The 24,771-nt window shown below is 63.2% G+C and carries 27 protein-coding genes and 1 tRNA gene; 14 read left to right on the top strand and 14 right to left on the bottom strand.

The window, feature by feature from the left end; translation table 11 throughout:
• Nucleotides 1-33: 33 nt before the first annotated feature.
• The 9 genes from V5279_RS00560 to V5279_RS00600 all read left to right on the top strand — a co-directional run bounded on the left by V5279_RS00560 (nt 34) and on the right by V5279_RS00600 (nt 8,936).
• On the top strand, nt 34-1,164 hold the full coding sequence (locus V5279_RS00560; RefSeq protein ID WP_166300099.1) for a DUF5938 domain-containing protein: 1,131 nt from the start codon (nt 34-36) through the stop codon (nt 1,162-1,164).
• Nucleotides 1,165-1,220: 56 nt separating this feature from the next.
• Complete coding sequence (locus tag V5279_RS00565; protein ID WP_338694190.1) at nt 1,221-2,750, top strand: AMP-binding protein; 1,530 nt, start codon at nt 1,221-1,223, stop codon at nt 2,748-2,750.
• A 262-nt stretch (nt 2,751-3,012) separates the two neighbouring features.
• Nucleotides 3,013-3,210 carry a hypothetical protein gene (locus V5279_RS00570; RefSeq protein WP_166212812.1) on the top strand — a complete coding sequence of 66 codons (198 nt, stop codon included), beginning with the start codon at nt 3,013-3,015 and terminating at the stop codon, nt 3,208-3,210.
• The gene (locus tag V5279_RS00575; protein ID WP_338694194.1) at nt 3,185-3,601 is read left to right on the top strand and encodes a hypothetical protein; all 417 of its coding nucleotides are present in this window, start codon (nt 3,185-3,187) and stop codon (nt 3,599-3,601) included. The genes V5279_RS00570 and V5279_RS00575 overlap by 26 nt, the downstream gene beginning before the upstream one ends.
• A 236-nt stretch (nt 3,602-3,837) precedes the next feature.
• Entirely contained in the window at nt 3,838-4,776 is a 939-nt protein-coding gene (locus tag V5279_RS00580; RefSeq protein ID WP_338694196.1) for a class I mannose-6-phosphate isomerase, read from the top strand.
• Nucleotides 4,773-7,058: a glycosyltransferase family 4 protein gene (locus V5279_RS00585; RefSeq protein ID WP_338694198.1), complete on the top strand. Its 2,286-nt coding sequence runs from the start codon at nt 4,773-4,775 to the stop codon at nt 7,056-7,058. The genes V5279_RS00580 and V5279_RS00585 overlap by 4 nt, the downstream gene beginning before the upstream one ends.
• A 34-nt stretch (nt 7,059-7,092) precedes the next feature.
• A complete protein-coding gene (locus V5279_RS00590) occupies nt 7,093-8,391 on the top strand; it encodes a glycoside hydrolase family 130 protein (RefSeq protein WP_338694200.1) in 1,299 nt (432 codons plus the stop codon).
• A gap of 59 nt (nt 8,392-8,450) precedes the next feature.
• A complete protein-coding gene (locus V5279_RS00595; RefSeq protein ID WP_338694202.1) occupies nt 8,451-8,693 on the top strand; it encodes a hypothetical protein in 243 nt (80 codons plus the stop codon).
• Nucleotides 8,694-8,735: 42 nt separating this feature from the next.
• Nucleotides 8,736-8,936 carry a hypothetical protein gene (locus V5279_RS00600; protein WP_029082495.1) on the top strand — a complete coding sequence of 67 codons (201 nt, stop codon included), beginning with the start codon at nt 8,736-8,738 and terminating at the stop codon, nt 8,934-8,936.
• A 53-nt stretch (nt 8,937-8,989) separates the two neighbouring features.
• Here the strand turns inward: V5279_RS00600 and V5279_RS00605 are convergent, their stop codons facing one another.
• The gene (locus tag V5279_RS00605) at nt 8,990-9,547 is read right to left on the bottom strand and encodes a cytochrome P460 family protein (protein WP_338694207.1); all 558 of its coding nucleotides are present in this window, start codon (nt 9,545-9,547) and stop codon (nt 8,990-8,992) included.
• A 262-nt stretch (nt 9,548-9,809) separates the two neighbouring features.
• Here V5279_RS00605 and V5279_RS00610 point away from each other — a divergent pair, with 262 nt between their 5' ends.
• Nucleotides 9,810-10,160, top strand: a complete 351-nt coding sequence (locus V5279_RS00610; protein ID WP_338694209.1) for a DUF6665 family protein — start codon at nt 9,810-9,812, stop codon at nt 10,158-10,160.
• A gap of 45 nt (nt 10,161-10,205) precedes the next feature.
• Here V5279_RS00610 and V5279_RS00615 read toward each other — a convergent pair whose 3' ends face one another.
• From V5279_RS00615 to V5279_RS00660, 10 genes are all read right to left on the bottom strand, one after another.
• Nucleotides 10,206-10,574 carry a hypothetical protein gene (locus V5279_RS00615; RefSeq protein WP_338694211.1) on the bottom strand — a complete coding sequence of 123 codons (369 nt, stop codon included), beginning with the start codon at nt 10,572-10,574 and terminating at the stop codon, nt 10,206-10,208.
• Between the two features lie 283 nt (nt 10,575-10,857).
• Complete coding sequence (locus tag V5279_RS00620; RefSeq protein WP_338694213.1) at nt 10,858-11,124, bottom strand: DUF1150 domain-containing protein; 267 nt, start codon at nt 11,122-11,124, stop codon at nt 10,858-10,860.
• Nucleotides 11,125-11,174: 50 nt separating this feature from the next.
• Nucleotides 11,175-11,600 carry an Hsp20 family protein gene (locus V5279_RS00625; protein WP_029082490.1) on the bottom strand — a complete coding sequence of 142 codons (426 nt, stop codon included), beginning with the start codon at nt 11,598-11,600 and terminating at the stop codon, nt 11,175-11,177.
• A 75-nt stretch (nt 11,601-11,675) separates the two neighbouring features.
• Nucleotides 11,676-11,828: a hypothetical protein gene (locus V5279_RS00630; protein ID WP_166300079.1), complete on the bottom strand. Its 153-nt coding sequence runs from the start codon at nt 11,826-11,828 to the stop codon at nt 11,676-11,678.
• A gap of 46 nt (nt 11,829-11,874) precedes the next feature.
• On the bottom strand, nt 11,875-12,957 hold the full coding sequence (locus V5279_RS00635; RefSeq protein ID WP_176539605.1) for a sn-glycerol-3-phosphate import ATP-binding protein UgpC: 1,083 nt from the start codon (nt 12,955-12,957) through the stop codon (nt 11,875-11,877).
• Nucleotides 12,957-13,805, bottom strand: a complete 849-nt coding sequence (gene ugpE, locus V5279_RS00640) for a sn-glycerol-3-phosphate ABC transporter permease UgpE (protein ID WP_338694221.1) — start codon at nt 13,803-13,805, stop codon at nt 12,957-12,959. The genes V5279_RS00635 and ugpE overlap by 1 nt, the downstream gene beginning before the upstream one ends.
• The gene (ugpA, locus tag V5279_RS00645) at nt 13,805-14,686 is read right to left on the bottom strand and encodes a sn-glycerol-3-phosphate ABC transporter permease UgpA (RefSeq protein WP_338694223.1); all 882 of its coding nucleotides are present in this window, start codon (nt 14,684-14,686) and stop codon (nt 13,805-13,807) included. The genes ugpE and ugpA overlap by 1 nt, the downstream gene beginning before the upstream one ends.
• A 152-nt stretch (nt 14,687-14,838) precedes the next feature.
• Nucleotides 14,839-16,155, bottom strand: a complete 1,317-nt coding sequence (gene ugpB / locus V5279_RS00650) for a sn-glycerol-3-phosphate ABC transporter substrate-binding protein UgpB (protein WP_338694224.1) — start codon at nt 16,153-16,155, stop codon at nt 14,839-14,841.
• A gap of 200 nt (nt 16,156-16,355) precedes the next feature.
• Nucleotides 16,356-17,561 carry a CaiB/BaiF CoA-transferase family protein gene (locus V5279_RS00655; protein WP_338694225.1) on the bottom strand — a complete coding sequence of 402 codons (1,206 nt, stop codon included), beginning with the start codon at nt 17,559-17,561 and terminating at the stop codon, nt 16,356-16,358.
• Between the two features lie 207 nt (nt 17,562-17,768).
• A complete protein-coding gene (locus tag V5279_RS00660; protein ID WP_212392942.1) occupies nt 17,769-18,194 on the bottom strand; it encodes an organic hydroperoxide resistance protein in 426 nt (141 codons plus the stop codon).
• Between the two features lie 182 nt (nt 18,195-18,376).
• On the opposite strand from V5279_RS00660, the gene V5279_RS00665 reads away from it, so the two are divergent.
• The gene (locus tag V5279_RS00665; RefSeq protein WP_338694226.1) at nt 18,377-18,838 is read left to right on the top strand and encodes a MarR family transcriptional regulator; all 462 of its coding nucleotides are present in this window, start codon (nt 18,377-18,379) and stop codon (nt 18,836-18,838) included.
• A 603-nt stretch (nt 18,839-19,441) separates the two neighbouring features.
• On the opposite strand, the gene V5279_RS00670 is transcribed toward V5279_RS00665, so the two are convergent.
• Nucleotides 19,442-19,517: transfer RNA gene (locus tag V5279_RS00670), tRNA-Ala, on the bottom strand.
• A gap of 95 nt (nt 19,518-19,612) precedes the next feature.
• Entirely contained in the window at nt 19,613-20,020 is a 408-nt protein-coding gene (locus V5279_RS00675; RefSeq protein WP_029082481.1) for a TIGR02300 family protein, read from the bottom strand.
• Between the two features lie 146 nt (nt 20,021-20,166).
• Here V5279_RS00675 and aroA point away from each other — a divergent pair, with 146 nt between their 5' ends.
• Nucleotides 20,167-21,504 (top strand): 3-phosphoshikimate 1-carboxyvinyltransferase, encoded by a 1,338-nt coding sequence (gene aroA, locus V5279_RS00680; protein WP_166300063.1) that lies wholly within the window; start codon nt 20,167-20,169, stop codon nt 21,502-21,504.
• Nucleotides 21,501-22,130, top strand: a complete 630-nt coding sequence (cmk, locus tag V5279_RS00685) for a (d)CMP kinase (protein WP_338694227.1) — start codon at nt 21,501-21,503, stop codon at nt 22,128-22,130. Before aroA ends, cmk begins: the two co-directional genes overlap by 4 nt.
• 84 nt (nt 22,131-22,214) lie before the next feature.
• Here the strand turns inward: cmk and V5279_RS00690 are convergent, their stop codons facing one another.
• Nucleotides 22,215-22,388 (bottom strand): hypothetical protein, encoded by a 174-nt coding sequence (locus V5279_RS00690; RefSeq protein WP_338694228.1) that lies wholly within the window; start codon nt 22,386-22,388, stop codon nt 22,215-22,217.
• A gap of 479 nt (nt 22,389-22,867) precedes the next feature.
• Between V5279_RS00690 and rpsA the strand changes: the two genes are divergently transcribed.
• Nucleotides 22,868-24,577, top strand: a complete 1,710-nt coding sequence (rpsA, locus tag V5279_RS00695) for a 30S ribosomal protein S1 (protein WP_338694229.1) — start codon at nt 22,868-22,870, stop codon at nt 24,575-24,577.
• Nucleotides 24,578-24,771: the final 194 nt, after the last annotated feature.

A 24,771-nucleotide genomic window follows, 5' to 3' on the forward strand; every position in this document is an offset into this window, starting at 1 on the left:
CAAAGCCGACAACAAGCATTTCGGAGGATCGCAATGAGCGAGAAGAAGCCCGTCATCGTCTATGGCGCTTCCGGCTACACCGGCCGGCTGGTCTGCGAATATCTGCGCGAGTACAACATCCCCTTCATCGCCGCCGGCCGCAGCGCCGAGAAGCTCAACGCCGCGATGAAGTCGAACGTGGCCGGTATCGAGACCGCCGACTACGAGGTGGTGACGGTGCCGCACACCGCGGCCGCACTGACTGAATTGTTCAAGGGCGCCTCGGTGGTGCTCAACACCGTGGGCCCGTTCGCCAAGTTCGGCGTCGAGGTGGTGCAGGCCTGTCTGGCTGCCAAGTGCCACTACACCGACACGACAGGCGAGCAGGACTGGCTGATCACGCTCGAACACGAGTTTGGCACAAGGTTCGCCAATGCCGGCCTGCTGTTGGCGCCGGGCATCGCGCAGATGTACACCACCGGCGAGATCGCCGCGCAGCTCTGCCTGGAGACGCCCGGCCTCGACACGCTTGATATCGCCGTGTTCTGGGGCGGGAGCCCAACCATCGCCTCGACGCAGACCATCCTGGTCAACGCCGCGATGGCCAAGGCCTACTACCTGGAGCAGAACAAGTATGTCGAGCATCAGCCCGATGCCGGCCTCTACAACCTCGCGATCCCCGGCCAGCACGAGCTGGCGCTGGCGCTGCCCTGGGGCGGCACCTCGCACCCGGTGTGGTTCAAGCACGATCCGCGCGTGGCCAACGTGAAGGTGCTGGGCGGCGTGTTCAACCGCGCGCTGATGCTGGGCGTGCCGCAGATCGTCGCCGCCGCGCTGGAGGCGACCAAGAACATGAACCCCGACGACCGCTACGCAGCCCTGGCGCAGACCGCTGCCGGCGTGATGAACACCATGCCACCGCGCGAGAACCCGCGCGTCAACAAGTCGATGGATTCGGTGTATGCCTCCGGCCCGCTGGGGCGCGCGCACTGCGTCATCTACGGCAACAGCAACTACAAGCAGACCGGCATGCTGCAGGCCTATGCCGCGGCGCACCTGCTGCAGCAGCCGCCCAAGCGTGTCGGCTTCGCCTCCGGCTGCCAGGCGTTCGGTCATCACGAACTGCTCGGGCAATTGCGCAGCTTCGGGCTTGTCGGCAAGCCGGTCCTGACTGTGCACGACTGAGTCAATCGCGGGTGGCGCGGTTGTTCGCGCCACCCGCCTCTCGCGCGAGGCCCGCCATGCGCTTCATCGATTATCTCGACAAGGGCGCCTCGCTCGGCGCCGACGCGCCGTGTCTCACCATGGACGGACGCGACCTCAGCTATGGCGAGGTGCAAAGGCTGAGTTACCGGATCGCGCGCGGGCTCGACCGATCCGGCGTCGCGCCCGGCGACAAGGTCGCGATCCTGTCCGGCAACGATCCGCTCGCGTTCGCCTGCGTGTTCGGCATCTCGCGTGCTGCTGCCGTGTGGTGCCCGATCAATCCGCGCAACGAGGCGGCCGAGAACAAGTTCATCCTCGATCAGTTCGATTGCAGCCTGCTGCTGTTCCATTCGAGCTTTGCACCGATGGTCGAGGCGGTCAGGCAGGACCTGGCCAGGCTGCGCACGCTGGTCTGCCTCGATACCGAGTTGCCGTTCGCGCCGTCGTTCGACCGCTGGCTGGGCGGTCTCGCCGACGATCCCTATGAACGGGACACGATCGACGATCTCGCCATGATCCCGGGCACCGGCGGCACCACCGGCAAGCCGAAGGGCGTGATGCTGTCGGGACGCAACATCGAGGCGATGACGGCGCTGACCTTGATGGGTTATCCGTTCAAGGGCCGTCCGGTCTATCTCGCGCTGGCGCCGCTGACGCATGCCGCGGGCGTGCTGTGTTTTCCGATCATGACGCTCGGCGGCCGCATCGTGATCATGCACCACCCTGACATTGGCGAGTTCCTGGCGCTGATCGCGCGTTACAGTGTCACCCACACCTTCCTGCCGCCGACCGTGATCTACATGCTGCTCGATCATCCCAAGCTCGACGCGGCCGAGCTCGGCTCGCTGCAATGCTTCTGGTATGGCGCGGCGCCGATCTCGGCGGCGCGGCTTGCGGAAGCGTTGCGGCGGATCGGGCCGATGGCGCAGCTGTTCGGCCAGACCGAGGCGCCGATGATGATCTCGATGATGGCGCCGGCCGATCACTACAATCCGGACGGCACGATCGCGATGCAGCGGCTATCGTCCGCCGGTCGGATCAGCCCGTTGGTACAGGCCGGCATCATGGATGGCGACGGCAAGCTCGTGCCGGCCGGATCGCGCGGCGAAATCGTGGTCCGCGGTTCGCTCGTGATGGAGGGTTACTACAAGAACCCGCAGGCTACGGCGGAAGCCTCGGCGCATGGCTGGCACCACACCGGCGACATCGACGGCGACGGCTATCTCTACATCGTCGATCGCGCCAAGGACATGATCATCACGGGCGGCTTTAACGTCTACTCGATCGAGGTCGAGAACGCGTTGCGCGCCCACGAGGCGGTGCAGGATTGCGCGGTGATCGGGTTGGCCGATGATAAATGGGGCGAGCGCATCGTCGCGGTGGTGCAGCCGCGCGCCGGCCAAAAGATCGATGCAACAGTGCTGGCCGCCTTCGTCAAGCAGCAGATCGGCAGCATCAAGACGCCGAAGCAGATCGAGGTCTGGGACGATCTTCCGCGCTCCAAGGTCGGCAAGGTGCTGAAGCCGGACATCCGCGCGCGGCTGACGGAGCGTTCAGGCAGCTAGGGCGTTTGCGTGGTCCGGGGCGCCATGGACCTGGCGCTGTTGCCGCACAAGGTTTTAAAAGCTCGCTATTTGCCGGACCTGAGCGTAGAGTCGCGTCATCACCGTCCATCCACGGCATTCACCGGTGACTGAGGGTAACGTAGGACTCCCGCCAAAAGATGAGGAGCATACGTGTCTCGATTTCGCCTGGCCGATTGGATCGTGCCGCCGGTGATCGTCCCGCTATTTCTTCTGCTCTTGGTGGCTGCTGCGGCCGCCTTGCATGGATAAGACGACGCAGCTCCAATACCTGGTCAGCGGAAATCATCAGTTCGGCCGCGTCAACCTTGGCCGCGCGACGATCGCTGCTGCTTTGTCGAAGGCAAGGGAGCTTCTGCAGGACGGCTATATGGACGTGCGGATATGCACGCCGCGAGGCCAGGTCCTGATGCCTGATGAGTTCGATCAGCTCGAAACGTGAAGAAGCGCCGGCAGATTTTCAATGGCTGCGTCGATACCTCGCCGGAGCACGGCTCGGCCGAAGGCGAGCAAGGCACCAATCGGCGGGCAAAAGGAAAGATGATTGGATGTTCAGTTTGAATACTGAACGGAAAGGCACCTGCATGAGGACGCTTATTCTCGCCTTGGCGCTTGGCACATTCGCTCAAGGCGCTCTCGCCGCAGAACCGAACTGCCGCGCGATCGAAAGCACGGGCGCGCGCCTCAGCTGTTACGACGCGGCGTTTCCTCTGAAATTGAAGGAGCCGCGGGCGGTCGATAACAGCGCCCCGCAAGCTGAATACAAGGATCCGTTGATTGCGGAAGACGCCCGAATCGCGGCCAAGCTGAAGAATATCTGTCGCGGCTGCTGAGGTTTGTGACAGCGCCTGCACGGCAACGGGAGACAGCGAGGGCGGCCGAAGAGGGCGCAGCCAGTCCAAAGGCTGTTCCCGGGCGTCAGAGTGGCCATTGGAACAGATGTCGTGATCGAATCGTTGTGACAGCGCGCTGTTGCGAAGCGCGACGTCTTAGCCACGCCAAACCGTCTGAGCGGAAATCGACCAGCGGCATGTCGTTTCGACATGCGCGTTTTGGGTCAGGACAATCGATGACCATCGAGCAGGCCTCGATACAGATCACCCGCAAGCCGTGGGGGTGTGTCGATCTGCGTCCCTGGAGCCGCATCGACGCTTCCGCCGATCCGGTGGGAGAATTGTGGCTTGAGCGTACGGGCGTGAGCGCGCCGATTCCGGCACTCCTGTTCAAACTGCTGTTCACCAGCCAGCCCCTGTCGATCCAGGTTCATCCGGATGATGAGCTTGCGCACGCCCTCGGTCTGCCGAACGGGAAAACCGAGGCCTGGTACATCCTTTCGGCGGCGCCGGGGGCGCGGGTTGCGCTGGGCCTAAAGCAACATCTCACGCCGCAGGCTTTGCGCGCAGCGATCAGGGACGGCTCGATTGCCGGCCTGGCGCAATGGCATCCTGTCGTGCAGGGCGACGTCATCTTCGTCCCCGCCGGCACAATTCACGCGCTCGGAGCCGACATCGTGCTCGCCGAGATCCAGCAGCGCAGCGATACGACATTCCGTTTGTTCGACTTTGGCCGGAATCGCGAGCTGCACGAGAATAGCGCCGTGGCGGCCTCGGTTGCGGGGCCACCCCCAACGCAATCGCCTCCACGACGTCTCACCGATGTCCGGAAGGTTCTCGTCGCAAGTCCGCATTTCGTTCTTGAGCGGATCGACCTTCAGGCGAATTCGCGTTGGGCGCTCGATACCGATCGGGAAACCTGGATCCTTGTGATCGAAGGGAGCGGGCGCATCGGGTTGACCGCTACCTCCGTCGGGGACGCAATTTTTGCCGAAGCCGACAGCGCCGGCATCGAGGTTGGCCCGGAGGGGATGAGTATTTTGATCGCCTATCCGGGACCTGATCCAATTGCGGCCCTGCTGCAGGATTGCGCAGAACGAACGACCAAATCTGCCGCCGCATCCGGCGTCGTGCACGCTCCGACATCAAGCCGGATCATCGAGGTACAGACATGACACCGCCCCGCCGTATCGCCATTATCGGCAACTCGTTGCCGCGCCGATGCGGAATTGCAACCTTCACGACAGACCTGCGAAACGCGATATCGGTTTCGCGCCCGGATCTTGAGGCCTGCATCGTGGCGATGACCGATCGCGGTCAAGTCTATGATTATCCCTTGGCGGTCGCCTTTCAGATCAAGGACGGCAATCTCGAAGATTACACGCGCGCCGCGGATTTCCTCAATGCCGGCCAGTTCGACATCGTGTGCCTGCAGCACGAATTCGGGATTTTCGGCGGTGAAGCCGGTGCTCATATCCTCGTGCTGCTGTCGCGCCTTACCATGCCGGTGGTGACGACGTTCCATACCGTGCTGGCCGATCCGACGGCCAGGCAACGTATGGTCATGGAGCGCATCGTCGATTTGTCGTCGAAGGTCGTGGTAATGGCCGACAAGGGGCGCGAGCTGTTGCGCGATATCTATCTGGTGCCGGAGGACAAGATCGAGATCATCGCCCATGGCATTCCCGATGTCGCCTTTGTCGAGCCCGATGCAGCGAAGGCGAGGCTCGGATTTGAGGAAAAGTCGGTCATCCTGACGTTCGGGCTGTTGTCACCGAACAAGGGCATCGAAGTCATGATCGACGCCATGCCGTCGATCCTGAAACGCTGCGCGGATGCGGTGTACGTCGTGCTCGGCGCAACACACCCCAACCTGGTTCGAAACCAGGGCGAGGGGTATCGCGAGGGCCTGATGGCGCGAGCGCGCGAACTCGGAATAGACGGTCAGGTGGTATTCCTCGACCGGTTCGTCGATCTGGCGACGCTGCTCGAATTCATCTCGATGTGCGACGTTTACGTCACGCCCTATCTCAACGAAGCCCAGATGACGTCAGGGACCCTGGCCTACAGCTTCGGACTGGGGAGGCCGGTCGTTTCGACGCCCTATTGGCACGCGCGCGAGCTGCTGGCAGACGGATGCGGCGTTCTGGTGCCCTTCGGCAACGCCTCGGCGATCGGCAACGAAATCGCAAAGTTGCTCACAGATGACGCTCGCCGGCAGGCGATGTCGCGGCGCGCCTACGCGGCGAGCCGAACGATGACATGGGAACGCACGGCCGAGCGTTACATGGCGGTCTTCGAGACTGCACGGCAAGCGCACCGGCCGAAGCTCTTCGCGCGCTCCGACGTAGGATCGCCGGAGCTCCGCAGTCCCGCGCCGCCGGACATGCAGATCGGCCACTTCCTGTCGATGTGCGACGATACCGGCCTGTTCCAGCACGCGGTCCATTCGGTGCCCGATCGCGCGCACGGCTATTGCGTCGACGACAATGCCCGCGCACTGCTGCTGGCCTGCGCGCTGAACAATCCGGGCGAACAGCCGCTGCCGGAGCTGTTGACGACTCGCTTTGCGGCTTTCGTGCAGCACGCGTGGAACCCCGATACCAGGCAGTTTCGCAACTTCATGGGCTTCAATCGAACCTGGCTTGAAGACAAAGGTTCCGAAGACAGCCACGGGCGAACGCTATGGGCCTTGGGCGAGGCCGCGCGCAGTGATCTGAGCCCGTCGCGGCGCCGATGGGCCGCTGCCTTGTTCGCCGAGGCATTGTCGACTGCGGAGAGCTTTCGTTCACCGCGAGCGTGGGCATTCATACTTCTGGGCCTGGACGCCTATTGCGCAGTGACGCCGGACGATCTCCACGCCAGGGAGATCCGGCTGTCTCTTGCCGACCGCTTGATGTCCTGCCTGGCATGTGTCGAGACGCCGGACTGGGTGTGGTTTGAAGAAGGGCTGGCTTACGATAATGCGCGGCTGCCGCAGGCCTTGATGCTGACGGGCGTGGCGACGAAAGTGCCAGAATATTTCGATGCTGGATTGAGGTCCCTGCGCTGGCTCATGACGCAACAAACCACAGCAGCAGGTCATTTCCGGCCGGTCGGCACCGCCGGGTTCGGCGAGCAGCGGCAACGTCCCCGTGCCTTCGATCAGCAGCCCGTGGAAGCAACGGCGACGATCGCAGCCTGCCTTGCCGCCTGGCGCGCGAGCGGCGATGCCGAATGGAAGGCCATGGCAGCGCGCGCCTTCGGCTGGTTTCTCGGCAGCAACGATCTGTCGGTGGCGTTGGTCGATTCGCACACTGGAAGTTGCCGCGATGGATTGCACCCCGATCGTGCCAACGAAAACCGCGGTGGCGAATCGGTTGTTTGCTATCTCCTCGGACTTGCAGAGATGCGCCAGCTCGCGCGCGTCAACACCAGCCTGACCAAGCCTGCCGCCTTGCGGGCTGTGGGCGCCTGAATTTCACCCTCCAATCCAGCGAGCCGAGGATACCGTGTCACAAGCTACTTTCCTGAATCGGCAGGCGCTTCATCTGCGCCCCGATCCCGCGCGGGTCATCGTGCGGCCGTTCAAGCCCGCGACCGAACCGCGCGATCTGAATCCGACAGACAAAATACGCGCAAATCATATCGTCGATCGGGTTCTCGCACTCGATCCGGATGCCGTTGCCGCTCAGCTCGCGGACGTCCTGGACAATTTCCAGGGCCGCCATCGGAACCTGTTGGAGACCTTCGAAGCCCGCGCGGATGAAATGGAAGACGCGTTCGCGACGCATGGCGTCTTTTCAAAGACCCAGCGCCAGCTGGTTGGCGCCTATTTTCTCAGTGAGTATTCGTTCGAAGCCTCCGCCTTGTTCAATCCCAGCATCGTGCCGCACCCCGATCAATCGAGTGCGCCGAACGGCGGCATATGCGTCGTCATCAGTCTGCGTGCGATCGGTGAAGGGCACGTGTCGTCACTGACTTTTCGAACCGGAACGATTGCTGCCGATGGCAGCCTGACCGTTGATCCGACGGCGCGCCTCGCCTCGCTACCCCGGATTTCCCATCGCATATCCGGTCCGGACGGCGAGCGTGTCGAGTTGACTTTCAAGGGTGAGGAAGAGCTCAGCGAGCGCGTCATCTTTCCCATCACCGAATCCCAATCCAACGGCATCGAGGATGCGCGCTTTGTTGAATTCAGCGACGGTGATCGAAAAACCTACTACGCGACCTATACGGCCTACAGCGGACGGGCGATCCGTTCCGAATTGATCGAGACCAGCGACTTCATGTCGTTTCGACTGACGCCCTTGCGGGGCGCCGCGGCACGCAACAAGGGCATGGCGCTGTTCCCGCGCAAGATCGACGGCAGATACGCCATGATCGCGCGACAAGATAACGAGAACCTGTACCTGATCTTTTCAGACGACCTCTATACATGGGAAGGCGGTCAGGCCGTTCTGCGGCCGCAATTTCCCTGGGAGTTCGTCCAGATCGGCAATTGCGGGTCGCCGATCGAGCTTGATGAAGGTTGGTTGCTGCTGACGCACGGTGTTGGCCCGGTCCGCAAATACTCGATCGGGGCGGCGCTGCTCGACAAGCGCGACCCATCCAGGGTGCTGGCACGCTCGAGCGAGCCGTTGTTGCGGCCTGAACCCTCCGAGCGCGAAGGCTACGTCCCCAACGTCGTCTATACCTGCGGTGCGATGAGGCACAATGACCAGATCGTTTTGCCATATGCCGTGTCCGACACCTTTTCCAGTTTCGCCACGATCAAGATTTCTGCGCTCATAGAAGCGATGAAACGCTGAGCGCGGCCGTTCGCAGTCGTTGGCATCAACCGCGTCTCTCGGCAGCTTAAGGAGCCATCATGGCCCGCGAAACAACCTACGTCGTGCAGGCATTCAACGCCGGCAAGGGCGGACATCTGAAGCCCGACTCTCCAATCGTCTGCAAGACGGCAAATGGCGCGCTGCGAGCAGCGGAGAGACTGGCGTTGAGCAAGCTCGCCGTCGTTGCATTTTCGTCCACCGGCGACCCGGAAATGGGCGACTATGATGATGAGCCCATGGTCTTCTTCCGGAAGGGCGATCTTCCGGCTGCGTTCGGCTGAAGCCCTGGTTGCGAACGAGAAGGTATGTAAGGGAAAATCCGGATGAGCGAGCGACTTGAAACACTGAAGAAGGCCCGCGATCGCATGATCGAGGAGAGGGACACACATGCGAAGGTGCTGGCCGCTCCCTTTGATCGTGACAAGGCGGAGCGGGCACGCAGCAAGTTCGTCGAGGTTCAAGCGTTGATCGAAGCCCTGGACCGCGCCATCAGCGCGGAAAACTTCGGTTCAGCGAGAAACTGAAGCCGGATATCCGCGCACGGCTGACGGAGCGTTAGCTCGCGCAATCCGGCCTTTCACCGCTTTCCGTACTCGGTGAATACATAGTCGCGGTTCTGCACCACCGTGTGGCACGCATAGCCGCACTTCGCGTCGTTTTCCTGCGGCGGATTGTCCGCCGTGGTTGCGGGCCTGAACACATCGGTCGCCGCGTCATACTCGAACGCGCCGTATCCCCATCCGCCGCTGTCGGCGAATCTCTTGCTGTCCTTCACCATGAAGTCGACGTCGTGCTGGGCGCCCGGCACCGTGGGCTGGCCGGGATACGCTTCCTGCTTTTTCGGAAGCCAATGAATCTTCGCCATCTTGGCGCCGTCCGGGAACGGCTTGCCATTGCCGGGCACGCCCTCCCTGTAAGCGCCGATCATCGCCGGATTGCCCAGGATCACGGCAATGACGCCTTCGTTCTCGCTGATCGCGATCACGGACCAGTCCTCGTATCCCCTGAACTCGGAGAATGCGAGCCCACCAGGCACCTGCAAAGTGTACTTGTCCGGCGCGGAAATCGCGATGCCGGTTGCCAGGATGGCGATCGGCACCGAAGCAATGAGACTGATCAGCGAGCTCTTCTGCATGGCCGCATCTCCCTCAATCGATTTGACGGCGGATAATCTTTTGCTGAAATTCCCTTTATCGCGTTGCCTCATTCGAGGCTCTGGACCGCGCGGACTGTTGGTCACGGGAATGAATTACAACATGGAATGGCGCGGAGCGAAATGGGGCCACTGCATGGGTCTGCTGCCTAAAGCATCGGCGTGAGGGGCTATTGACAACCGTTCCATCGCGCCAGAAGAATCCGGGGCGTATCATCGTGCACGCGGCCCCAGGGGATAAACGATGTCCCTCGACTTTCGCTTCCATCGCACTCCCCTCGACGTTCTCGCTTACGAGCTCGCCGAGGAAAAGGCTTCCGCACTCGGACGGATGGGACGAGCGCTGGAACAGGCCCTCGCCAAATTGCGGGAGTTCGATGCCGCGCAACCGGCCTCGGGCGCGCCGGCATCCGGGCTGCAGGCGCGGCGGGTTCTGGTGCGGGAGGCCGGCCACGCGCTCTGGATGTTCGTGGTGCAGCGGGAGGCCTGTGGCATGCGCGACAGCCGCGCGATGATGCGCACCTACAATGTGCCGGGCGAGGTGCAGCTGTGCATGGGCCCGATGCTCGCCGCGTCAACGCGGACCGTCACATGATTGATGAGCTTCGCGACCTGTCGCGGCCCAGTCTCAGCCCGCGGCTCAAGTAGGAGACCCACCGAGCGGGGGTGGAGTTGTCAGCGCGCCATGCGTCGCGTGCGCGTTCTCTTCCGAAGCAACTTTCGATCCAACAAGGAGGCCCGCGATCATAACCGGTAGCAGCCCGGTCGGAAGCAACACATAAACACCCTGCCGCCCTTGCAGCGCTGGAAGGATCCCGCCCGCTATCCAGGACGCGTATGGCACCAGCGCTCCCAGGGAAACAAGTCCTCCCAGCAGCGCATAACTCAGCGATGACGGTTCGATACGATGCCTGCTGAGAGCAATGATGGTACCGACGATGCCGAACAGAAATCCGCCGGCGATGCCGCCCATGATCGTGACAGCGGGCACGAACAACACCAGCAACATGACAAAGCTGCCGGGTTCTCTCGACCAAGCAAGAGTGAGGCAGCAGGCGACGACAAGCGAGGCCAGTCCGCCAAACAGAACACCCCAGTTAGACGATCTACTGATCATAGGCACCGCGCACCCATGGCGTCATATCGGGGAAGCTTACCGCGGGCTTCGTTAAAGTTGTGACAACTGCAACTACCCGCAGGACGGAGCCCAAAATAAGAATGCGCGGGCCGCCTCGACCGGTGTCGAGGCATGCCCGCGCATTGAATTCGCGGATGCTGAATTCAGCGCAGCGTCAGTGGACGCTAACGGCCTGCAGTTCGTTGCTCCAGGCGTTCGCGATCGCGGCTTCGCGGCTGTCGGTCAGCATGATCGGCGTGCCGTCGGCGGCATGCAGTGCGAACAGCTTGAGGCCCGGCGCGATCTTCGGCGCCTGCGGAAAGAGGTCGGGCACGTCCTCGGAACGGACCTGCTTCACATAGGCGATATGGCCCTCGCCCAGATGGGCCAGCGCTTCCGGCGTGACGCTGTCGGACTGGTAGATGATACTCACTTCACTCATGGTCTCGACTCCTCAGTCAGATAAGCGGTCGAGTCCGCTCCTGGTTTCTATTATTCGTGTTCACTGATAGCGATTGTCTTAACGACCCGTTCAGGTTCTGGCCTGGCCAAGTCGATCGACAACAGCCCGTTCTTCAGATCCGCGCCCAGCACCTGCATCCCCTCCGCCAGCACGAAAGTGCGCTGGAAGTGGCGCGCGGCAATGCCGCGATGGATGTATTGCCGAGCCTTGTCGTCCTGCTGGCGGCCGCGGATGACGAGCTGATTTTCCTCAATGGTCACATCGAGTTGGTCGCGGGTGAAGCCCGCCACCGCCAGTGTGATGCGAAGCCGCTCAGGCTGGCCGTTGGTACGGTCGCACCGCTCGATGTTGTACGGAGGATAGCCGTCGGCGCCCTTCACGACACGGTCGAGCGCACGCTCGATCTCGTCGAATCCCAGAAGGAACGGACTGGACAACGATGGAACACGAGACATTACAAAGTCCTCTCGAAGCGACTTTGAGGGGCCCTTGCGGCACCCCATGCAACCGGCGGGCCGCTTGCCTGTCGGTCACAAGCCAATATGGGAGTGATCTGGATAGCGTTCAAGCGCCTCTGAAACCAGCGTAAATGCCGCCTGGAGCATATCGGTTCTGATGAAATCAGAACCGAAGCTCCAGCCTTTTGTTTTGACCGCGTTTTCTTCACGCGAACCGGCGTCCACTTCGCTCGAAAACGCGCCAGCATGGCTCCCAATCGTTCCCGATTGGTTATTGCCCGACCCGCTTGCGGCCGTCAGCGGTAAAAAGATGCAGTTTGTCCCGCGGGGCGACCGCCCGGATCTGCTCGCCGATGGCGGGGCCGGTGGCGCCGGGAACCCGGACGATCACCTCGCCCGGCGGCAGCTCGCCGGGATTGGCGGCCACGCTTTGCTGCTCGCGCTGACGGCTGCCATAGACGAAGGTCTCGGCGCCGACATGCTCGATCGCCTCGACGGTCAGGCCGAGCGCGACGCCGCCGGATACCGTCTCGTTGGTAATGACGAAATCCTCCGGCCGGATCCCAGCAATGCCAGCGCCATCGGCGCCCGTGATCTGGGACTTCAGCTCGTCCGAGCGCAGCGGCATCAGGTTCATCGGCGGCGCGCCGATGAACGAGGCGACGAAGGTGGTCGCCGGCCTCTGATAGATGTCGAGCGGATTGCCGATCTGCTCGACCTGGCCGCCATTCATGACCACGAGGATGTCGGCGAGCGTCATCGCCTCGAGCTGGTCGTGGGTGACGTAGATCGAGGTGGTGTTGAGCCGGCGCTGCAGCTTGCGGATCTCGACCCGCATCGCGATGCGCAGCTTGGCGTCGAGGTTCGACAGCGGCTCGTCGAACAGGAACACTTTCGGCTGACGCACGATGGCGCGGCCCATCGCGACGCGCTGGCGCTGGCCGCCGGAGAGCTGGCGCGGCTTGCGCTCCAGCATCGGCGAGAGCTCGAGCACGCGGGCGGCTTCCTCCACCCGGGTCCTGATCTCGGTCTCGGCCATGCCGCGGTTGCGCAGGCCGTAGGCCATGTTGTTGTAGACGCTCATATGCGGATAGAGCGCGTAGTTCTGGAACACCATCGCAATGTCGCGATCGGCGGGCTCGACCTGGTTGACGACGCGGCCGCCGATGTCGATCTCGCCGCCGGTGATGGTCTCGAGCCCCGCGACCATGCGCAGCAGCGTGGACTTGCCGCAGCCGGATGGACCGACCAGCACGCAGAACTGGCCGTCGCCGACGTCGACATCGACGCCCTTGATGGCCTCGAAGCCGCCGGGATAGGTCTTGCGGACGCTGCGCAGCGTGACGTTAGCCATTACTTTTCCGTCTCCACCAATCCGCGCACGAACAGTTTCTGCATCGCGACCACGACGAACACCGGCGGCAGCATCGCCAGCAGCGCGGTCGCCATCACCACCGGCCATTCGGTCAGCGCGTCGGTCGTGGTGATCATCTTGCGAATGCCGACCTGGATGGTCTGCATGTCGTCGCGCGTGGTGATCAACAACGGCCAGAGATACTGATTCCAGCCGAGGATAAACAGGATCACGAACAGCGCGGCCATGTTGGTGCGCGACAGCGGCAGTAGCGTATCCCAGAAGAAGCGGAACGGGCCCGCGCCGTCGATCCGCGAGGCCTCGAGCAGTTCATCCGGCACGGTCATGAAGAACTGCCGGAACAGCAGCGTTGCGGTGGCCGAGGCGATCAGCGGCAGCGACAGGCCGGCATAGCTGTCGAGCAGATGCAGATCGGCGACGATCTTGTAGGTCGGGTAGATGCGCACCTCGACCGGCAGCATCAGGGTGATGAAGATGATCCAGAAGATCGCTATCCGGAAGGGAAATCGGAAATACACGATCGCGTAGGCCGAGATGATCGAGATCGCGATTTTGCCGACCGCGATCAGGAGCGCCATGATCAGCGAGTTCAGCATCATGTTGAGCACCGGCTCGCGGGTCGAGCCGCTCGTGCCGACAAACAGCGTCTGGTAGTAGGTCTCGAGGAAGTGGCCGCCCGGCAACAGCGACATCTGTCCGTTGGCGATGACCGCGTTGTCCTGGGTCGAGGCGACGATCGCGAGATAGACCGGGAAGGCAACGATCGCGATCCCGATCCACAGGATGGCGTGAGCCAGATAGCGCTGGAAGCCTTCCTCCTCGACCATCAGTAGGTCACCTTGCGTTCGACGAAGCGGAACTGGATGCCGGTCAGCACGACGACGATGACCATCAGGATGACCGACTGCGCCGCCGAGGAGCCGAGATTGCCGCCGAGCAGACCGTCGGTATAGACCTTGTAGACCAGCGTCTCGGTCGCCTTGCCCGGACCGCCGCGGGTCATGGTGTCGATGATGCCGAAAGTGTCAAAGAAGGCGTAGACGATGTTGATGACCAGGAGGAAGAAGATGGTCGGCGACAGCAGCGGGAAGATCACGGTCCAGAACCGCCGCATCGGACGGGCGCCGTCGATCGCGGCGGCTTCGATCACGCTCTTCGGGATGCTCTGCAGGCCGGCGAGGAAGAACAGGAAATTGTAGGAGATCTGCTTCCAGGCCGCGGCGAGGATGATCAGGGCCGCCGCCTGGTCGCCGTTGAGCAGCGGATTCCAGTCGATGCCCATGCCGCGCAAATAGCGCGACAGCACCCCGAGCGAGGGGTGCAGCATGAACACCCAGAGCACGCCGACCACCGGCGGAGCCACCGCGTAGGGCCAGATCAGCAGCGTGCGGTAGAGCGTCGAGCCGCGCAGCGGCCTGTCGGCCATCACCGCGAGCAGCAGTGCGAACGACAGCGAGGAGACCGCGATCGCGAACGAGAACACGAAGGTCCTGACGATCGCCGCGAAATAGGTCGCGTCCTTGAACAGTTCGAGATAGTTCTCGAACCAAACGAAGCTGGTGGACAGGCCGAAGGCGTCCTGCAGCAGGAAGGACTGGATCACCGCCTGCACGGCCGGCCAGTAGAAAAAGATCAGGACGATCGCGAGTTGCGGAGCAACCAGCGCGTAAGGCAACAGCTTTGATTGGAAAATCGCTTGCTTTTGCATGGTCTCGGCAAAAAGGGCAGGCCGCGAGGTCGCGGCCTGCCGGGGGATGGCCCTAAAGCGCGACGAGATCGTCGCGCTTTAGCTCGTCGTTTGGGCATGATCTTTCCGGAAAACCGCTTCGCACTTTTCCGGATCATGCCGAAGGCATCATGTCAGCGGACGGCGGTCTTTTCAAACTGCCGCAGCATCTGGTTGCCGCGCTCGACGGCGGCGTCCAGCGCCTGCTTGGCGGTCTTCTTGCCGGCCAGCGCCTGCTCGATCTCCTCCGACCACATGTCGCGCAGCTGCACCATGTTGCCGAGGCGCAGACCGCGGGAATTCTCGGTCGGCTCCTTGTTGGTGAGTTCAAGCAGCGGGGTCTCGAGATAGGGCTGGTCCTTGTAGAAGCCCTCTTCCTTGGCCTTGGCATAGGCTGCCTTGGTGATCGGCAGATAGCCCGAGGCCTTGTGGATCCAGATCTGGCGGTCGGTGTCCGAGAGGAAGGTCAGGAACTTGGCCACGCCCTTGTATTCCTCGGCCGATTTGCCGCCCATGACCCAGAGCGAGGCGCCGCCGATGATCGAGTTCTGCGGCGCGCCCTTGACGTCGGGATAGTACGGCATCGGCGCCGCGGTGAAGTTGAACTTGGCCTGCGCCTTGACGTTGCCGAAGAAGGCCGACGAGGTCAGATAGATCGGGCACTCACCCGAGGTGAAGCGGCCTTCGCCGGTGTTGGTGCGGCCGGCATAGTCGTAGATCTTGTCCTTCTGCAACTCGACCAGAGTCTCGAGGTGCTTGACCTGCAACGGGCCGTTGAATTCGAGCACGGTGTCGAAGCCGTCGAGGCCGTTGGCCTTGCTGGCGAGCGGCACGTTGTGCCAGGCCGACAGCTGCTCGAGATTGACCCAGGTGACCCAGGAGCCGGAGAAGCCGCAGGTGGCGTAGCCGGCCGCCTTCAGCTTCTTGGCGTCATCGAACAGTTGCGGCCAGGTCTTCGGAATCTCCGCGATGTTGGCCTTCTTCAGCGCGTCGAGATTGACCCACATCACGGTCGACGACGAGTTGAAGGGGAATGACAGCATCTCGCCCTTCGAGGTCGAGTAGTAGCCGGTGATCGCGGGCAGGTAGACGCTCGGATCGAACTTCTCGCCGGCATCGGCCATCAGCTTGTAGACCGGTTTGACGGCGCCGGTGGCGGCCATCATCGTCGCGGTGCCGACCTCGAACACCTGCATGATATGCGGCGCGTTGCCGGCGCGGAAGGCGGCGATGCCGGCGTTCATGGTGTCGGCGTAGCCGCCCTTGTAGGTCGGGATGACCTTGTAGTCGGATTGCGCGGCGTTGAAGTCGTTGGCCAGCTTGACGATGACGTCGTTGTTGGCGCCGGTCATCGCGTGCCACCACTGAATCTCGGTCACCGCAAATGCTGGCGACGCGAATGCAAGCGCGGCAGCGGCTGCCGCAGCAGCGCCGAGTCGTCGAAAGATCATCAAAACCCCTCCCGGTTGGAACGCCATCTTTCGTTGCGCGCGTTAACAGCGCCGGATGACGTTCAAATGACCGTATAAACGAAAGTCATGGTAGGGGGGAAGCCGAAGCAAAGGGAAGCGGTAAAAAAGGCGGAGATTGCGGCCGCGTCCGTGCGGTGCAACGCCGGACGCGACGTTGCACCGCAGAGCAGGCGTGAGGTTTAGCGCTTGCGCTGGGGACCGCAGACCACGCCCTTTTCAACCAGGCCGTTGATCTCGTCCTTGGAGTAGCCGAACTCGCCGAGCACTTCCGCGGCGTGCTGGCTGAACTTCGGCGGCGTGCGGCGCAGGCTCGGCTTGGTGCGTTCGAGGCGGATCGGCGAGGCGACGCCCTTGTACCAATCCTTCTCGATGACGTCGCCGCGATGGATCGTGTGCGGGTTGGTCAGCGCCTGGTCGATCTTCTGCACCGGGCCTGCCGGCAGGCCGGCCGCGAGCAGCCGGTTGCACAGCGGCTCGGCCTCGTGCTGGCTGAACACCGCGGCAAGCTCCGCCCGCAGCGCATCGCGGTTGGCGATGCGGTCCTTGTCGCGGGCAAAGCGCGGATCGGTGCCGAGCTCCGGCTTGCCGATTTCCTTGGCGAGCTTGCGGAAGGTGCCGTCATTGCCGACGCCGATGAAGATGTTGTCGGTCTTGGTCGGGAAGATCGCGTAGGGCACGAGGTTGGGATGCTCGTTGCCGGTGAGCGACGGCGGCTTGCCGTGCATGAAATAGTTCGCGGTGTGCGGATGCATGATCGCAAGCCCGGTCTCGTACAGCGTGGTCTCGATGAACTGGCCGAGCCCCGAACGCTGCCGCTCCGACAGCGCCATCAGGATGCCGATCGCCGCATAGAGACCGGTGGTGATGTCGACCAGCGGCACGCCGATGCGCATCGGGCCGCTCTCCGGCGAGCCGGTGGCCGCGATCATGCCGGTCATCGCCTGGATGATCGCATCATAGCCCGGATTGCCGCCGCGCGGGCCGTCGGCACCGAAGCCGGAGATCCGGCAATGCACGAGGCGCGGAAACTTCGCGCGCAGCACGTCGTTGCCGATGCCCCATCTGTCGAGCGTGCCCGGCTTGAAATTCTCGATCAGCACGTCGGCGGTCTCGAGCATCTTCATCAGCACGACGCGTCCGCCCTCGGAGGCGAGGTCGAGGCCGATCGAGCGCTTGTTGCGGTTGATGCCGACGAAATAGGCCGCGTCTTCCTCGTGGAAGGGAGGGCCCCAGTCGCGCACCTCATCGCCGGCGGGCGGCTCGACCTTGATCACGTCGGCGCCGTGGTCGGCGAGGATCTGGGTGCAATACGGGCCGCCGAGCACGCGCGTCAGATCGATCACGCGCAGTCCGGTCATCGCGCCCGTAGCCGCTGGGGTATTCATGGAAGCAACCTTCGCTCAGTTGGGACTCAAAAACGAGGTCCCAGAGCTAACGGTCTTCGGGCGAGGCAGCAATGCTCCCGTCCGCGCAGGCCCATGCAGTGGGCCGCGCCTGCGTTCGCCAAGCGAACTGGCATTCGAAATGCAATGATCTCCTGCAAATGCAATGGTCCGCCACGCTGATGTGGCGGACCATTGGCGGAAGGCGAATTAGACGACGCTCAGCTTGACGTCGACATTGCCGCGGGTCGCGTTGGAATAGGGGCACACCTGGTGGGCCTTTTCGACCAGCGCTTCGGCCTCGGCCCGGGGAAGGCCGGGCAGCGAGACGGCGAGCTCGACGGCGAGGCCGAAGCCGCCTGCAGAGCGCGGGCCGATACCGACCGTCGAGGTCACCGAGGCGTCGGCAGGAACCTTCGGGCCGCCCTGCGAGGCCACGAACTTCATGGCGCCGATGAAGCAGGCCGCATAGCCGGCCGCGAACAGCTGCTCCGGATTGTTGCCGGCGCCGCCGCCGCCACCGAGCTCCTTCGGGGTGGTGAGCTTGACGTCGAGCGCGCCGTCGAGCGTCGCCGCATGGCCGTCGCGGCCGCCGGTTGCCTTGGCGCTGGTCTTGTAGAGCACGTTCACAGACATGGTGGTCTCCCTTGGGTTTGGACTTCGGTGGACTTGAGTTCGTGTTCGACGAACGATATATTGCACGCAATTAGATTGCGCACAATATAAAATATGTGGCCTCACATTTAATTGTTCGCAATTGAATCCCGGCTCCCGTGAGCCCAGAATGACCCGGAAACGAGATGGATTCGATGGGAATCATGGTCAGGAAACCAACGGCGGCGGATCAGGCGCTGCGGCTCGATAACCAGATCTGCTTTGCGGTCTATTCGACCGCGCACGCCTTCAACCGCGTCTACAAGCCGCTGCTCGACCGGCTTGGGCTGACCTATCCGCAGTATCTCGTGATGCTGGCGCTGTGGGAGCGCGACGACGTGCCGGTGAAGCACCTCGGCGAGCGCCTGTTCCTGGATTCCGGCACGCTGACGCCGCTGCTCAAGCGGCTCGAGGCGGCCGAACTGATCAAGCGGACCCGCAGCACCGAGGACGAGCGCCAGGTCCTGATCGCGCTGACGCCGCAGGGCCACGCGCTGCGCGAAAAGGCCAAGGCCGTTCCGCAGTCGATCCTCGCGGCATCGGACTGCACGGTCGGCGAGTTACTGGCGATGAAGGATGAGATCGTCGCGCTGCGCGACCGGCTGAATGCAGTGCTGGGGGAGTAGGGGGCGGTCTCTTGTCCGGGAACGCGGCGCACCCTGTCATGGCATGGCTTAGTCATAACAAGGCTGAGTCATGGCAAGGCTAAGTCATGGCAAGGCTGGCACTCTGCAGGTCTTGCACTGGAAATCGTTGCCGCGTTCGTCGTGAAGAATCTCGAAGCCCTCCGGGATCAGATCGATCCGATTTCTAAAGGGGAGGATCTCCGAGAGCTGAGCATGACCGGTGCGTTGGCACCTGAGGCACCGCAAGAATTCCGTCCAGGTGGAATAGCGCATGCTTCGCGTCCCTTGGCGCCCGACAGGGTAGCAACCAATGGACTTTCGGACTTTGTTCTAGATCAAAAAGGGTGGTGGATCGCCGAGTTTAGCGGACTGCTCGGACGAAGGATGAGATCGTCGCTCTGCGCGACCGTTGGCGCCAACATATTCCTGATCAGGGAAGTTGATGCTGCGGATGATGTAGACGTACCACATTCGCATCCACTGGAGCCGGATGGGGATAGAACCCTTGGCAGTCCGTCTTCGCCCTTGGGGCTACGCCGGACACCACGCTTCGCCCTTCAGGCAACTCGTGGCTGCGCCACGCGTAGCCCGAAGGGCGAAGCGTGGTGGAGCCAGGCGGGATCGAACCGCCGACCTCTTGCATGCCATGCAAGCGCTCTCCCAGCTGAGCTATGGCCCCTTATCCAGTTGGGATGACCCTGGGGGATCGATCCCGGCCCGCGCGGCCTAAGCGACGCGCGCGGCAGCACCGTTGATCATAGATCGGCGCCGATCTCAAGTCTCTTCATCACCGCCGACGTCACCAATGATGTCGGTCACGTCCTCATCGCCCTCTTCCTCGTCGGCGATGAAGGTCGAATCGTCGTCGTCATCGTCATCGATGGTCTCATCGACCTCGATATCGTCCTCGGATTCGGGAACCACGGCCTTGACCTTGCCGGTGTTCTCCTCGGCATCGGCCTCCTCGAGCGAGACCAATTCCTCGGTCTCGGCCGCCTCGGGCATCTCGGCGGCGGTCGCAGGCGAACTGACGGTGGCGCCGCGGCCTCTCGGCGGGGCCACGGGTGCGATCGGCACGACCTCGCCGGTGTAGGGCGAGATCACCGGATTCTTGTTGAGGTCGTAGAACTTCTTGCCTGTGGTCGGGCAAATACGCTTGGTTCCGAGCTCGGACTTGGCCAACGTGGTCATCCCAGAATTTTGCTGAAAAACGGTGCTTCACTTGGCTAGTTGAGCCGCCGCTGTCAATAGCGGTTTGTGCGCAAGTGACGGGCGCGTGACGCGGTGTTGCCTATGTGATACCTGCCGCGGCGCGAGAGGACACAATCTTGGCCCATTCTGACATCCCGACCCCGCTGGAATCGCGCGCCTGCGGCCCCCTGGCCGGCAAAGTCCGCGTTCCCGGCGATAAATCGATCTCCCACCGTGCCCTTATCCTGGGGGCGCTTTCGGTGGGCGAAACCCGAATTTCCGGTCTTCTGGAGGGCGAGGACGTCCTCAATACCGCCAAATCCATGCGCGCATTGGGCGCCAAGGTGGAGCGGACGGCCCCGTTTACCTGGTCGGTCGCAGGCGTAGGCGTGGGCGGCTTCGCCCAGCCCTCAGCCGCGCTCGATTTTGGCAATTCCGGCACCGGCTGCCGCCTGGTGATGGGCGCGGTGGCCGGCTGTCCGATCGCGGCCATTTTCGACGGCGACGCCTCGCTGCGCACGCGGCCGATGCGCCGCATCCTCGACCCGCTGGAACTGATGGGCGCCCGGACTAGCGACATCAGGGAGGGCGGCCGGCTGCCGCTCACGCTGCATGGCGCCCGCTATCCGGTGCCGATCGTCTACAAGACGCCGGTCGCCTCGGCCCAGATCAAGTCCGCGGTGCTGCTGGCGGGGCTGTCCGCGCCCGGTGTCACCACCGTGATCGAGCAGGAGGCGAGCCGCGACCATACCGAGCTGATGCTGAAGCATTTCGGTGCCGAGATCTCCTCGGAGAAGGAAGGCAGCCACGGCCGCAGGATCACGCTGAACGGCGAGCCCGAGCTGCACGGCGCCGGCGTCGTGGTGCCCGCCGATCCGTCCTCGGCGTCGTTCCCGATCGTGGCGGCGCTGATCGTCCAAGGCTCGGACGTCGTGTTCTCCGACGTGATGACCAATCCGCTGCGCACCGGGCTGTTCACCACGCTGCGCGAAATGGGCGCCTCGATCGAGGAGAGCGATGTGCGCGGCGATGCCGGCGAGCCGATGGCGCAATTGCGCGTGCGCGCCTCGAAGCTGAAGGGCGTGGAGGTGCCGCCGGAGCGCGCGCCGTCGATGATCGACGAATATCTGGTGCTGGCGGTTGCGGCCGCCTTCGCCGAGGGCACCACGATCATGCGCGGCCTGCAGGAGCTGCGCGTCAAGGAATCCGACCGTCTTGAAGCCACCGCCGACATGCTGCGGGTCAATGGGGTCAAGGTCGAAGTGTCCGGCGACGACCTGATCGTCGAGGGCCGCGGCCATGTGCCGGGCGGCGGCCTGGTCGCGACCCATATGGACCACCGCATCGCGATGTCGGCGCTGGTGATGGGCTGCGCGTCCGATCGGCCGGTCAAGATCGACGACACCGGCTTCATCGCCACCAGTTTTCCGGATTTCATTCCGATGATGCGCGCGCTCGGAGCTGATTTCGCATGATCATCGCCATCGACGGACCCGCCGCCTCGGGCAAGGGCACGCTCGGCAAACGGCTCGCCCACCACTACGGCTATCGCCATCTCGACACCGGCGTGATCTACCGCGCGGTGGCCTATGCCATGATCGAAGCCGGTGCCGATCTCGGCGACAAGGTGCTGGCGGTGGCGGCGGCGCTCGAGCTCGATCCCGAAAAATTCGGCAATCCGATCCTCAAGACCCAGAAGGTCGGCGATGCCGCCTCGGTGGTGTCGGCGATTCCCGAGGTGCGCGAGGTGCTGGTGAACTTCCAGCGCCAATTCGCCGCCGATCCGCCCGGTGCGGTGCTCGATGGGCGCGACATCGGCACCGTGATCTGTCCGAATGCCGACGTGAAGATCTTCGTGGTCGCCGACCCCCGGGTGCGGGCGCGGCGGCGCACGCTGGAGGCGCGTGCCCGCGGCGAGGACGCCGACGAGGAAGCGGTGCTCGCCGACATTCTCAAGCGCGACGATCGGGACAAGAACCGGGCGATTGCGCCATTGCGGCCTGCATCGGACGCCCACACGCTGGATAATTCCAACCTCGACATCGAGGCCGGCGTCCGCGCCGCCATCGCGATCGTCGAGCAGGCGCGCGCCAGGCGCTGAATCCGGCGAGGCTCGGACAAGAAAAAGCGCGATGACGGGATCATCGCGCTCCGGGTCCGGCGTGGACCAGTGGGATCAGTTGGATCAGTTCTTGGACCAGTAGCGGTCGAACGGCAGTTCCTGCTCGGCCATGGTCAGAAGCGGCTGCACCGCCTGGGCCGAAGCGGCGGGCCCGGCCGGTACGGCGCCAGGCAGCGCGGCGACGGCATTTCCAATCGTCAGGACGGCAAACACCGCCAGCACCACAGAGCTTTTCATTGTTAGTCCCCCTGTTTTTAGCGGTGTAGTGGGGGCTGCTTAAGGGCGGGTTCCAGGGGCGACCCTCCTGCGCCGCATTTCGCGCGATGCGGTCAACAAAGCGTTGAGGCGCAGCCGCGGGCGCGATCAGCCTTAAGCGCCCGTAAATCGGGCATTTCCAGCTTGCCCAAAATGACCTCCGGGGCTATATCAGCGCCGTTCGGAGCGCCATCGACCATGTCGAGGCCGTGTCTGAGCGGGCCGGCGCCGGGTTTTAGCCCTCGCCGCATCTGGAGGAACGCCCGCTCCCAGGTCTTGAAGTCGATATTTTCGTTTCAGGCTCCGGACAATTCAAACGTACCGAACGTGCAGTCATGCTGCCGGCCCGCTGTTGCGCCTCCTGCAACAAGCGGTCGTCAGGGTTTGCGGAACCCTGACACTTCACGCGCGGTGCGCCCATCAACCCGAACGGCCGGCAAGAATCCCGCGCTGGAGAACAAATGGCTTCGAATACTGTGTCTTCCTATACCCCGACCCGCGACGACTTCGCGGCGATGCTTGATGAGTCCTTTGCCGGCGGCAATTTGCAGGAAAGCTCGGTCATCAAGGGCAAGGTGGTTGCAATTGAGAAGGACATGGCCGTCATCGACGTCGGCCTGAAGACCGAAGGCCGCGTCGCGCTGCGCGAATTCGCCGGCCCCGGCCGTGAAAGCGATCTGAAGGTCGGTGACGAAGTCGAGGTGTTCCTCGACCGCATCGAGAATGCGCTCGGCGAAGCCGTGCTGTCGCGCGACAAGGCGCGCCGCGAGGAAAGCTGGGGCAAGCTCGAGAAGGCGTTCCAGAACAACGAAAAGGTCAACGGCGTCATCTTCAACCAGGTCAAGGGCGGCTTCACGGTCGACCTCGACGGTGCGGTGGCCTTCCTGCCGCGCTCGCAGGTCGACATTCGTCCGATCCGCGACGTCGCGCCGCTGATGAACAACTCGCAGCCGTTCCAGATCCTCAAGATGGACCGCCGCCGCGGCAACATCGTGGTGTCGCGCCGCACGGTGCTCGAAGAGACCCGCGCCGAGCAGCGCCAGGAGCTGGTGCAGAACCTCGAAGAGGGTCAGGTGATCGACGGCGTGGTCAAGAACATCACCGATTACGGTGCGTTCGTTGATCTCGGCGGCATCGACGGCCTGCTGCACGTCACCGATATCGCCTGGCGCCGCGTCAACCACCCGACCGAGGTGCTGACCATCGGCCAGACGGTGAAGGTCAAGATCATCAAGATCAACCACGAGACGCACCGCATCTCGCTCGGCATGAAGCAACTGCTGGACGACCCGTGGCAGGGCATCGAAGCCAAGTACCCGCTGGGTGCCCGCTTCACCGGCCGCGTCACCAACATCACCGACTACGGCGCGTTCGTCGAGCTCGAGCCGGGCATCGAAGGCCTGATCCACGTCTCCGAGATGTCGTGGACCAAGAAGAACATGCACCCCGGCAAGATCGTTTCGACCTCGCAGGAAGTCGAAGTGCAGGTGCTGGAAGTGGATTCGGTCAAGCGCCGTATCTCGCTCGGTCTCAAGCAGACCATGCGCAATCCCTGGGAAGTCTTCGTCGAGAAGTTCCCGGTCGGCTCGATTGTCGAAGGCGAGGTCAAGAACAAGACCGAGTTCGGTCTGTTCCTCGGTCTCGACGGCGATGTCGACGGCATGGTCCATCTCTCCGACCTCGACTGGAAGCTTCCGGGCGAGCAGGTCATCGACAACTTCAAGAAGGGCGACATGGTCAAGGCCGTGGTGCTCGATGTCGATGTCGAGAAGGAGCGCATCTCGCTCGGCGTCAAGCAGCTCGAAGGCGACCCCTTCGCCGAGCCGGGCGACGTCAAGAAGGGCGCGGTCGTGACCTGCGAAGTGCTCGAAGTGAAGGAGAGCGGCATCGAGGTCCGGATCTCGGGCACCGAGTTCACCACCTTCATCAAGCGGTCCGAGCTGGCCCGTGACCGCAACGACCAGCGCGCCGAACGCTTCGCCGTCGGCGAGAAGGTCGATGCCCGCGTCATCCAGTTCGACAAGAAGGCCCGCAAGGTGCAGGTCTCGATCAAGGCGCTCGAAGTCGCCGAGGAGAAGGAAGCCATCGCGCAGTACGGCTCCTCCGATTCGGGGGCGACGCTCGGCGACATCCTCGGCACCGCGCTGAAGAACCGCGGCACCGACAAGTAAGGCTCGTTCGATCAGATGGACGATTGGGGCCCCGGCGAAAGCCGGGGCCTTTTTTGTTGGTCCCGTAGCCCGGATGGAGTGGAGCGAAATTGTCTTCTCCTTCCCCCTGAAAGAGGGAAGGTCGGGATGGGGGTCAGCCGCGACTGACACTGTATGTGGAGGGAGCAGATCCCCACCCGCTTTGCTCTCGCGAG

The organism is Bradyrhizobium sp. 26S5 (assembly GCF_036923295.1).
Taxonomy (GTDB): domain Bacteria; phylum Pseudomonadota; class Alphaproteobacteria; order Rhizobiales; family Xanthobacteraceae; genus Bradyrhizobium; species Bradyrhizobium septentrionale.